Consider the following 784-nt stretch of genomic DNA (forward strand, 5'->3'; position numbering starts at 1 on the left):
TCGCCCGCACCAGTTCACGGAGGAATTGCAGGGCCTCGCCGGCCAGCACCTGGTACTGGCTGAGCAGGTCGGCGGTGCCGATCCAGAGGATCACCAGGCCCAGCACCAGGGTCAACGGAAAGCCGATGGAGAAGATGTTCAGTTGCGGCGCCGCGCGGGTCATGGCGCCGAAGGCGAGGTTCACCACCAGCAGCGCGGTGATCGCCGGCAGCGCCAGCAGCAGCGCCGCGCCCATCACCCAGCTGAGCTTGCCGGCGATGATCCAGAAATGGTTGCCGCTCAGGCCCTCGCCCACCGGCAGGGTGACGAAGCTCTCGGCGATTACCTCGAACACTACCAGGTGGCCGTTCATCGCCAGGAACAGCAGCGTCACCAGCATGGTGAAGAACTGGCCGAGCACCGGCACCGAGACGCCGTTGGCCGGGTCGACCATGGAAGCGAAGCCCAGGCCCATCTGCATCGAGATGATCTGCCCGGCGATCACGAAGGCGTGGAACAGCAACTGCAGGGAAAAGCCGAGCAAGGCGCCGACCAGGATCTGCTCGCCGATCAGCAGCATGGCCTTCATGCTCAGCGCGTCCACCTGCGGCATCGGCGGCAGGTTCGGCACCAGCACCACGCAGACGCCCAGCGCCAGGTACAGGCGCACCCGCACCGGCACCAACTGGGTGCCGATCACCGGCATGGTCATCAGCAGCGCCGCGACCCGGAACAGCGGCAGCACGAAGCTGGCGATCCAGCCGCCGATCTGCGCGTTGGTCAGCTCCAGCATCAGCCGATCAGC

1 protein-coding gene is annotated in these 784 nt (G+C 66.6%); it reads right to left on the minus strand.

Going from position 1 to position 784, the window contains the following annotated elements:
- A partial coding sequence (fliR, locus tag HMPREF2886_RS11560) for a flagellar biosynthetic protein FliR (RefSeq protein WP_070747380.1) occupies positions 1 to 772 on the minus strand: 772 nt, incomplete at its 3' end.
- Positions 773 to 784 lie beyond the last annotated feature (12 nt).

The sequence above is a fragment of the Pseudomonas sp. HMSC066A08 genome (assembly GCF_001813025.1).
GTDB lineage: Bacteria > Pseudomonadota > Gammaproteobacteria > Pseudomonadales > Pseudomonadaceae > Pseudomonas > Pseudomonas aeruginosa.